This is a genomic window from Frankia sp. R82 (assembly GCF_023716925.1).
GTDB lineage: Bacteria > Actinomycetota > Actinomycetes > Frankiales > Frankiaceae > Frankia.
Window position 1 is genome coordinate 1 of sequence record NZ_JAMQQG010000354.1, and the last position, 9,871, is coordinate 9,871.

The window sequence follows — 9,871 nt, forward strand, 5'->3', positions numbered from 1 at the left end:
CCGCCACGGTCGCGCAGCTGGTTCGCCGGGCCGTCCACCGTGGCCGGCCGTGACCCGCTCGTCGTCCTGGCGAACCTCGCCGACACGCCCGCGCAGGCCAGCCTGCGGGTGTTCACCGACGGGCCGGCCGGCCCCGGGCAGGACGTCACCGTGGCCGCCGGGCATGCGGTCATCCGCCGGCTGGCCGCCCTTGCCCCGGAAGCGGCCGTGACCGCACTGGACGTCCAGGTCCGCACCGGACGCCTGCTCACCTGGATGATCGACCGGTCCAGCACCGGCGGCCCGTTCGCCGCGCCGCGCCTGGTGCCCGCCACCGCACCGGTGGCGCGCCGCCTGCTGCTCGGCGGGGTGGTCGTCCCGCCCGGTCCACCGGCCCCGGCCACCACCCTCGTCCTCGCCGCGCCGGGACGGTCCGCGACGGTCCGCGTCAGCGTGCTGACCCCGGCCGGCCCGCACGTCCCGCCCGGACTCGCCGAGGTGCGCGTCCCCGCCGCCGGGGTGATCTCGGTGCCGGTCCCGCTGCCTGCTGGTCTCGCCAGCGCCGTGCTCGTCGAATCGGTCGGCCCCGGCGCCGGGGAGTCGGTCGACGGCAGGAGGTCGGCCGATGTCGGTGAGCTGGCCGGTGCCGGTGCCGGTGAGCCGGTGCTCGCCGAACTGGGCCTGGCCTCCGGGTGGCAGGGGGTGCGCACCTGGGCGGGTGCCACCCGCCTCGAAGTGTCGGACGGCCGGCCCGGACTGGACGGCTACGGTCGCGGCGTCGGCCTGAGCGACCCGACCGGCCCCACCGCCGGTGCCGGTACGGCTGTCGATGCCGTCGTCGCCGTGCCCCCCGTCCCCGCCGGCGCCGCCGGTGCCCTTGTGCTCGCCGCCCCGCTCGGACCGGTCACCGCCCACGTGGACACCACGACGGTGCGTCTGCGAGCCGGCTCGGTCGCCGTCCTGTCACAGCGCGCCCGCCCCCCCGCCGGACGGCTGACCGCCACCGGCGGCCCGCTGATCGCCACCGTGATCGCCGGAGCCACCGACCCCGACCCCGACAGTTCCGCCAATCCCGCCGGTTCGGAAGGTTCGGGCGGACCCGCCGACCCGGGCCCGGCAGGGGCGGCGGGCGGATCCGGGACAGCGCTGCCGGCACCGGTCCTGCCACGGATTCTCTCCGCGATCATCCCACTGCGGGGCGCGCCCATGCTGCTGGACGCACCCCCGGCGGTCGCCGATCCAGGCCTGCCCTATCGCTAGTCGATGTCGGCTCGCTACCAGGCATGTCGATGACCTTCGAGCCATGTGATCGGTTGACTGTCGGCCGGTCCGGCGATCACCAGGGGTAGTTTCGGGCGTCTGGGGCGGGTCAGTGGCCAGAGGCGGCGAGGAACACTCGTCCATGGCCGGAGAGGACGACGTCGGCCGGGGCCGTCACCAGGGCTGACTCGCCCCGGTGCAGCGTGAGCGTCGTCGGGTCACCCGATACCGAGCCGCCCGCCGTGCTGTCGCCGGTCGTGCTGCTGACCTTCATGTCGTCGCGCACCCGGTTGCCGTCCGCTGTGCCGGCGTCTGCGCGGGGGCGGGGGGTGGGATCGGTCGGGACGGCGACCGGTGGAGTGATCGTCACGGTGACCTCGCCGTCGACGGCGAGCAGGACTGTCGGGCGGCCCACCGGCAGGTCGCCGCCGGTGCAGACGGCCTCGGCCAGGGTGAAGTCGGCGACCGGGACGTCCCAGCCGTGCAGCTGTCCGCCCGGGCCGGTGGCCAGGGGGCGGGCCGGGCGGACCGGGGCGTCGCTCGGCGTCGGATCGAGGATGCGCAGCAGCTCGTCGACGTCGATGTGCTTGGGGGTGAGGCCACCACGCAGGACGTTGTCGGAGGCAGCCATGATCTCGATGCCCAGGCCGTCGACGTAGGCGTGCAGCAGCCGGGCTGGTTGGAACAGGCCCTCGCCGGGCTGCAGCGTGACGTCGTTGAGCAGCAGGGCCGCCGCGATGCCCACGTCACCGGGATGGGCCGCGGCCAGGTGGCCCACCAGATCCGCCGCCCGGGAAAGTTCGTTGTCGATAGCGTGGTCGCCGGCCACGGGGGAGGCGGAGCGCAGGCGGGCGGCGGCGGTGACCAGGTCGTCGACCAGGGCTTTCGCCGGGGTGGTCGGCATGGTCAGCAGGGTCCGCAGGACGGTGGCGGCGCCGGCGTGCGGGTCGGTGGCCAGCGGACGGAAGGCCGCCTCGAGGGCGGCCACGCCGAGGCCGGCGACGACCGCCAGGGTGCACCGCGGGTCGCGGACACCGGCGAGGGCGCGAAACGGCGTCAGCGCGACGATGAGCTCGGGCTTGTGGTTGGGGTCGCGGTAACGGCGCTGCGGATCGTCGAGGGCGAGGCCGGCGGCCTCGTCCGCGGCGAAGCCGGCCCGGGCCTGGGCGACGTCCGGATGCACCTGCAGTGACAGGGCGCGGTCGGCGGCCAGCACCTTCAGCAGAAACGGGAGGTTGCCCACGAAGTCGGCGGCCGGGTACTGCCCGGCGCCGGTCTCGACCAGCCCGGGCGCCACCGGATGGGTGCCGAGCCACAGCTCGGCGACCGGTGTGCCGCTCGGTGGGACGCCCAGCAGTGCCGGGATGGCCGTCGGTGAGCCCCAGGCGTAGGCCTGTGCCACGCCACGCAACGGCAGTACGCGGGCGCGTGTACCCCCGGATGCCCTCGGCGACACCCGAACGTGCGCCGCGGGTGAGGTGTTCCTGGTCACGATCTCCCTCTGGGATGTGCCCGGTGACGATCACCGCCGCCGGGCGCCCTCCGGTCAGTCCTCGTCGCCCCAGCCGTGGCCCTCGGGGTCGATCACGGCCGGATCGACACCCATCATGTCGGCCACCTCGTGAATGATCGCGTCGAGGACCAGCTCGGCGAGCTCCTCGTTGTCGACGGTGCGGGCCTCGATCGGCCGGCGGTAGACGACGATCCGTCGTGGGGTCGCTGACCGGCCTTTTCCCGTGGCTGGCTGGTATCTGGCCAGGGGGATCTCCTCGTCCCCGACCGCGATCGGCGGCACGTCCTCGACGGCGAACTCGACGTCGGAGAGCTCCGCTGACCAGCGGTGGTCGAGATGCTCCACCGCGTCCAGCACGAAGTCGTCGAACCGGTCGCCGCGGGTCGCGTAGGCGGGCACGTCCGAGGGCAGCATCATGCCGCGCACGCCCCGACCGCGCCGGTCGCGGCGACGGCGAACGTGAATCGGCCGGCCCGCCGGGGGGAACCGCTCGAGGTCGGTCACCCTGTGAGCGTAGCGTTCCCGACAGGGACTTCGACCGGCCCGGCATCGGGCGCCTGCTCACCTCGGCACCTTCCGGGTGTGCGCGGCGCCCGGGCGGGGCCGGTTGCCGACCCCGCCGGTCGCTTGCCCATGGCCGCGACCGACCATAGGACCGTACGACCCCCGACTCCCTCCCGGACCGAGGAGGTTCCATGAGCTTGACGATCTCGATAGTCCGTGTGGTACCCGTGCTACGCGGGGGATCGGATGCGGGGCGCAACGAATCGGTCGACAACGCGTGACGATTCAGCCTCGCGTCACGCGACACGACGATAGGTGGTGGCCGTCGTCCGTTCCGGGGGCTACCGTCCGGAACGTGAAGCCTCGGCGCTGCTCCCGCTCGGCATGTTCGGCAGCCGCGGTTGCCACGCTCACGTATGCCTACGCCGAGTCGACGGCCGTACTGGGCCCGTTGTCCCCGTACGTCGAGCCGCACTCGTACGACCTGTGCGGCACGCACGCCGATCGGCTCACCGTGCCGCTCGGCTGGGCGGTCGTCCGGCTCGAGGCCGAGGCCGAGGCGCCGCGTGAGGGCGGCCGTGAGGTGGCCGGGGATGACCTGGAAGCCCTCGCGGATGCCGTGCGCGAAGCCTCCCGTCGCGGCCCTGAGACGCCCCGTCGTGGTCCCGAGCCCCCGCCCGGCGGCGGGGCCGGTCCGCAGGGCGGCGGCGGTGGTACCTCCGACCCCGGCGGTCGACGCGGGCATCTACGGGCGGTTCCCAGTCCGTCCTGAGGCTCCTCGGGCCCAGCGCGAGCCGTCCCCGGGCATCTCCTGGCATCCCCTGCGGGAGGATGGCCGGCGGCTCGCGTTGTCTCGGGTGTTGGCCCTTGCCGGATCCGGCACCGGGGCTGTCGGGGGCTGCGGATATCGTCATCCCTGACGGCGGCGGCAGGCGCCGCAGGTGCCGGAGCACCCGCTCACCAGTGGGGTTTCACCACGGGTCGGGGTCACCCTGGGTGCGCTCACGACCGGTGCGGGGGACAGCCAGGTGAAGGGCGGGGAATCCGATGCGCGACCTCTCGCGGATCTTCAAGGCGTACGACGTCCGGGGAGTCGTCCCGGCCGAGTTCGACGTGGACATCGCACGCGCCACCGGGGCCGCGTTCGTGCGCCTGCTCGAGGCCGAGCAGATCGTCACCGCACACGACATGCGTGAGTCGTCGGTGCCGCTGGCCGACGCGTTCGCGCAGGGTGCGGCCGAGCAGGGCGCGGACGTGATCGCGGCCGGCCTCGGCTCGACGGACCTGCTCTACTACGCCGCCGGCGCCCTGAACATCCCCGGGGCGATGTTCACCGCTTCGCACAACCCGGCGAAGTACAACGGCATCAAGCTGTGCCGGGCCGGCGCCGCTCCGATCGGCCAGGAGACCGGGCTCGCCGAGATCCGTGCGCTGGTGGAACAGGGCGTGCCCGCCGGGTCCGGGCGGCGCGGTTCGATCACCACCCGTGACCTGCTTGCCGACTACGTCCGCCACCTGCGCACGCTCGTGGATCTGGCCGGCATCCGGCCGCTCGTCGTCGCCGTCGACGCCGGCAACGGCATGGGTGGGCTGACCGTCCCGGCAGCGCTCGCGGACCTGCCGCTCACCGTCGTCCCGCTGTACTTCGAGCTTGACGGCACCTTCCCGAACCACGAGGCCAATCCGATCGAGCCGGCCAACCTGCGCGACCTGCAGGCCGCCGTCCGCGCCTCCGGAGCGGACATCGGCCTCGCCTTCGACGGTGACGCCGACCGCTGCTTCGTCGTCGACGAACGCGGCGAGATCGTCTCGCCGTCGGTCATCACCGCGCTGGTCGCCGACCGTGAGCTCGCCCGCGAGCCAGGTGGGACGATCATCCACAATGTGATCGTCAGTCGGGGCGTGCCGCAGCTGGTGCTCGAACGCGGCGGCGTGCCGGTGCGCACCCGGGTCGGCCACTCGTTCATCAAGGCGGAGATGGCCCGTACCGGCGCGATCTTCGGCGGCGAGCACTCCGGTCACTTCTACTTCCGTGACTTCTGGCGGGCCGACTCCGGCATGCTCGCGGCCCTGCACGTGCTGGCCGCCCTGGGTGGGCAGGCCGGGCCGCTGTCGGGCCTGCTCGGTGGATATGCGCGGTACAGCGCCTCCGGTGAGATCAACTCCGAGGTCGCCGATGCCACCCTCGCCATGCTGGAGGTGGAGAAGGCCTACTCGACCTCGGCCGACACCGTCGATCATCTCGACGGGTTGACGATCACCTTCACCAATGGCTCGTGGTTCAACCTGCGCCCGTCCAACACCGAGCCGTTGCTGCGGCTCAACGTCGAGGGCCCGGATGATGAGACGATGACCGGGCTGCGCGACGACGTACTGTCGCTGGTCCGGAGCCGAAAGGAAGCCTGATGAGCCTCGACCCGCTGCTGCTGGAGATCCTCGCCTGTCCGTGCAGCAAGCATGGTGAGCTGCGGCCGGACGAGCTTGCCGGCGCCCCCGTCCTGGTCTGCCTCGCCTGCGGCCTGGCCTTCCCGGTTCGGGACGACATCCCGGTGATGCTGCTCGACGAGGCCGTCCCGTTCACCGGTACCGCCGCGTCGACCGCCAGCTGAGGCGGCGTGTACGTCGACGAGACCGCACTCGACGACCCCGCCCGGCTTGACGGCGGCGGCGTTGTCGCTCTCCTACCGCACGTCGCCTCCGCCGGGCCGCAGGTGCGCCACAGCGCCGTACTGGCCGAGGAAGCCGGCGTCGCCCGGCTCGCGGCAGACGGTCGTCCCCGCGCGATCCTGGTCGTCGGGGTGGGCGGATCGGCGCTTGTCGCCGACGTTCTCGCCGCGGTCGCCGGGCCGGCAGGCCCGGTGCCGGTACTCGGCCACCATGCCTACGGGCTGCCCGGATGGGTCGGCGTCGCCGACGTGGTCCTCGCGGTGTCCGCTTCCGGGGCATCGGCGGAGATGCTTTCCGCGGTCGAGGAGGCGACCCGGCGTGGGGCCCGGGTGGCCGTCGTCGCCCCGCCCGACACACCTGCGGCCCATCTGGCCTCGGTCACGGGCGCAACGTACGTGCCGCTGACCGGTGGCCGGCCGGTCAGCACCACGCTGTGGTCGCTTGTGGTTCCGCTGCTCGTCGCCGGGCGTGCCCTGGGCGTGCTGCGAGTGACGGATGCGGCGCTCGAGGCCACTGCGGTGCGTCTGGAAGGCATCGCGACCCGGTGCCGCTCGTCCAGCGAGTCGTTCGTCAACCCGGCGAAGACCCTCGCGCTTGAGCTGGCCGGTAGCCTGCCACTGGTCTGGGGCACCTCCGCGGTCACCGCGGCGGCCGCCCGCGGCGCCGTCGATCAGCTCGCGGCGATCGCCCGGTATCCGGCGCTGGCCGGCGGGCTGCCCCATCCCGGCCATCTGCAGATCGGCCTGCTGGACGGGCCGTTCGGCGCCGGGCGGAGCACCGGTGGCCCCGCGGTCGGATCCGGATCCGGTGGAACCGCGGATGACCTTGAGGACTTCTTCCGCGACCGGGTCGACGACGAGGAGCCGCCGCTGCGCCTGCGGCTTGTCCTGCTGCGCGACCCGGGCGTCGAATCCACCGAGGTCACCCGGCAGGCCGAGGCGGTCATCGCCGTGGCCGCCGAGCGGGGCGTCGGTGTCACCGAGCTGCGGGCTGAGGGAGCCGACCCGGTGGAGCGGCTCGCCGCCGTGCTCGGGCTGTTCGACTTCACGGCCGTCTACCTGGCCCTCGCTCTCGGCGTCGACCCCGGCCAGACCCTCGCCGCCCACGATCTGGGCCGCTGAGCCAGCTTTCGGCTCCACCACGCATGACCCCGGGCAGCCAGGCCCGGAGCCTCGCGGCTCAGAACAACCAGGCCGGCATCAGGCCGGGGGCGTCAGCGTCCGTGCGCTGCTCGGCCCCGGCCTGCCCGGCCGGACATCAACGTCCGCCCGGGCCGCCTCCGCCGCCCTGACCGCTTTGGCCACCGCCGTTGTCCTGGCCGCCCTGGCCACCGCCGTTGTTCTGGCCGCTTTGGCCACCGCCGTTGTTCTGGCCGCCCTGGCCACCGCCGAGGACGCCCTGTAGACCCTGCAGGACGGGATTCTGCACCCCGCCCGGCAGACCCGGCTGGGGGATCGGGGCCGGCGGTGCTGGCGGGGTGTTCTGCAGACCGCCCTTGGTGCCCCGGGCCACCGTCGGGTCGGCGGCAGGTAGCGCCTCGACCGGCTGGTTCGCCAGCGCCGCGCGGATCGACTTGCCGAAGATGATCGCCGGCAGGTCACCACCGAAGACCCGGGCCCAGGTCCGGCCATCCGCGACGACACCCCGCAACGGATGCGACTCCGCGCCGGACGGGTCGCCGACCGACACCGCCGCCGTCAGCTGCGGGGTGAACCCGACATACCAGGCCGCCGAGTACTCGTCGGTGGTACCGGTCTTGCCCGCCGAAGGCCGCCCGATCGCCGCGTTGGTGCCGGTACCGCGAATCGGTACGCCGGCCAGCACGCTGGTCACCGTGTTGGCGACCCCCTCGGCGAGCACCTGCTCGCACTGCGGACCCTTCGCGACGTCCAGGGTGTCCTGGCTCGAGTCGACGACGCTGGTGGCGAACCGCGGCGTGCAGCGCAGGCCACTGGCGGCGATCGTCGCGTAGGCGTCGGCCATCTGCAGCGGTGAGACGTACATGTGCTGCCCACCGCCGATCGCGGTCGCGCCGTCGGTGGCTCCGATCTGGTCCACCTCCGGCGGGCTCACGCCGAGCCGTTTGGCCATCTCCAGTACCGCGGGAATACCGACCTTCTCCGCCAGCTGGACGTAGAACGTGTTCACCGAGTCCTCGGTGGCCTTGGGGATGTCGTAGACGCCGGCCTCGGCCGGGTCGGAGTTCGAGTACCCCTTTGGGCAGTCGCCCTCCCCGCGGTCCAGCGGGAACTTCGGGCTGACGTAACAGGCCGGCGAGTAGAACGCGGTCGAGGTGCCGTAACCCTGTTCGATCGCGGTGGCCAGCACGAACGTCTTGAAGGTCGAACCGGGCTGAAACGTGGCCTTCGTGGGCAGCGGGACCACCGTCTGGTTGGCCGCCGTGTCCGGCCCGTACACCCGGTTGACGGCCATCGCCAGAATGTTTCCGGTCCGCGGTTGGACGACGACCTCGGTCGCCGAGACCCGGTTGGTCGGCGCGATCGTCGAGTTCACCGCGTCCTGTGCGGCCAGTTGGACCTGCGGGTCCAACGTCGTGCGGATGACCAGGCCACCCTCATAGATCCGGCGGTTGCGCTCCTCGAGGGTGCTGCCGAGCGCCGGGCTCGCCTGCAGCTGCGAGCGGACATAGTCGCAGAAGAACGGGGCGGTGGACGTCACGCACGAGTCCGCGGCCGCCGGCGGGGCCGGCCGGACGTCCAGGGGCAGCTGCTTGGTCGCATCCGCCTGGGTCGCCGAGATATAGGAGTTCTCGGCCATCTTGTCGAGCACCGTGTTGCGCCGGACCAGCGCGGACTGCGGGTGCGCGGCCGGGTTGTACCGCGACGGGCTCTGCACCAGGCCGGCGAGCAGCGCGGCCTGGGCGACACTCACCTGGGAGATCGGTGTGCCGAAATAGTGCTCGGCGGCCGTGCCGACACCGTAGGCGCCGTCACCGAAATAGGCGATGTTCAGATACCGCTCGAGGATCTCGTCCTTTGAAAGACGCTTTTCGATGTCGAGGGCGTACCGTAGTTCCTGGAGCTTGCGGTCGAGCGAGTCCCCGGCGGCCACCTCGCGTTCCTCGGGGGTTCGGGCATTCTGCAGCAGCACGTTCTTGACGTACTGCTGGGTGAGCGTCGACCCGCCCTGGGAAACGCTGCCGGACTCGCTGTTGCGCAGGGCGGCGCGCAGTACACCCTGCGGGTCAACACCGCCGTGCTCGTAGAAGCGAGCGTCCTCGATCGCGACGATCGCCTCCCGCATCACCTTCGGGATGTCCTTGCCCGGGACGACGACGCGGTTCTCGGCCCCGCGCAGGGTCGCGATCGGCGAGCCGTCCGCGGCGAGAATCGTCGAGCTCTGCGGCAACGGCGGGGTGACCAGCTCGCCGGGCAGGCCGAGGAAGTGATCGGCACTGCTCTTGGCGAACAGCCCCACGGCGCCGACCAGAGGCAGCGCCAGCAGCGCGAGGACCAGACCGATCGCACCGGTGGTCAGTGCCATCTTGCGCAGCACCAGCCGCCGGTCGACCGGCGGTCGCGGGCGGCTGCCGGACCCGCCCGGTACAGGCGTGGTGTCCGGGCCCGTACCGTCGCGGGAGTCGAGCATGTCCCGGGTCGACCCGCCGGCGGCCTCACCTCGGGGATCGGCATCCTCGGGCCCCGGGGAACGCAGGAAACGGTCGGCCCCCGTGGCGGCATCCAGCCGCGCGGAGTCCGTCGTCGCCGCGGACATCGGTGTGGCTCCCACCGGTATGGCCCTCGCAGTCAGTGCTGGCCCGGGTGGCCGGCCCGTCGACGCGGACATCGACGGTGCCCCGGACGGGGTCACCGGCGTCCCGGACGGGGCCACCGGGGACGGGGATGGGGACGGTGCAGGAGACGCCGGGTGCGACGCCGGCCGGGGTGGCGTGGCAACGCGCTCGGCCGCGCCGGCACGGGGCCTGCC

At 73.0% G+C, this 9,871-nt stretch carries 8 protein-coding genes and 1 pseudogene; 6 read left to right on the forward strand and 3 right to left on the reverse strand.

What is annotated here, in order from left to right; all coding sequences use genetic code 11:
- The coding region (locus ND747_RS28445; protein WP_251737337.1) for a DUF5719 family protein at nt 1-1,239 on the forward strand (1,239 nt) is incomplete at its 5' end.
- A 109-nt stretch (nt 1,240-1,348) separates the two neighbouring features.
- On the opposite strand, the gene manA is transcribed toward ND747_RS28445, so the two are convergent.
- Both manA and ND747_RS28455 read right to left on the reverse strand, forming a co-directional pair.
- Nucleotides 1,349-2,731 carry a mannose-6-phosphate isomerase, class I gene (gene manA, locus ND747_RS28450; protein ID WP_374216347.1) on the reverse strand — a complete coding sequence of 461 codons (1,383 nt, stop codon included), beginning with the start codon at nt 2,729-2,731 and terminating at the stop codon, nt 1,349-1,351.
- Between the two features lie 54 nt (nt 2,732-2,785).
- Nucleotides 2,786-3,178 (reverse strand): metallopeptidase family protein, encoded by a 393-nt coding sequence (locus tag ND747_RS28455; protein ID WP_374216349.1) that lies wholly within the window; start codon nt 3,176-3,178, stop codon nt 2,786-2,788.
- Between the two features lie 433 nt (nt 3,179-3,611).
- Here ND747_RS28455 and ND747_RS29945 point away from each other — a divergent pair, with 433 nt between their 5' ends.
- From ND747_RS29945 to ND747_RS28475, 4 genes are all read left to right on the forward strand, one after another.
- The gene (locus tag ND747_RS29945) at nt 3,612-4,028 is read left to right on the forward strand and encodes a DUF3499 domain-containing protein (protein WP_251737339.1); all 417 of its coding nucleotides are present in this window, start codon (nt 3,612-3,614) and stop codon (nt 4,026-4,028) included.
- A 275-nt stretch (nt 4,029-4,303) separates the two neighbouring features.
- Complete coding sequence (locus ND747_RS28465; RefSeq protein WP_251737340.1) at nt 4,304-5,662, forward strand: phosphomannomutase/phosphoglucomutase; 1,359 nt, start codon at nt 4,304-4,306, stop codon at nt 5,660-5,662.
- Nucleotides 5,662-5,865 carry a Trm112 family protein gene (locus ND747_RS28470; RefSeq protein WP_251737341.1) on the forward strand — a complete coding sequence of 68 codons (204 nt, stop codon included), beginning with the start codon at nt 5,662-5,664 and terminating at the stop codon, nt 5,863-5,865. Before ND747_RS28465 ends, ND747_RS28470 begins: the two co-directional genes overlap by 1 nt.
- A 6-nt stretch (nt 5,866-5,871) precedes the next feature.
- On the forward strand, nt 5,872-7,044 hold the full coding sequence (locus ND747_RS28475; RefSeq protein ID WP_251737342.1) for an SIS domain-containing protein: 1,173 nt from the start codon (nt 5,872-5,874) through the stop codon (nt 7,042-7,044).
- A gap of 136 nt (nt 7,045-7,180) precedes the next feature.
- On the opposite strand, the gene ND747_RS28480 is transcribed toward ND747_RS28475, so the two are convergent.
- Nucleotides 7,181-9,658, reverse strand: a complete 2,478-nt coding sequence (locus ND747_RS28480; protein WP_374216348.1) for a transglycosylase domain-containing protein — start codon at nt 9,656-9,658, stop codon at nt 7,181-7,183.
- Between the two features lie 4 nt (nt 9,659-9,662).
- Here ND747_RS28480 and ND747_RS28485 point away from each other — a divergent pair.
- A pseudogene (locus ND747_RS28485) lies at nt 9,663-9,871 on the forward strand (hypothetical protein); the annotation flags it as partial.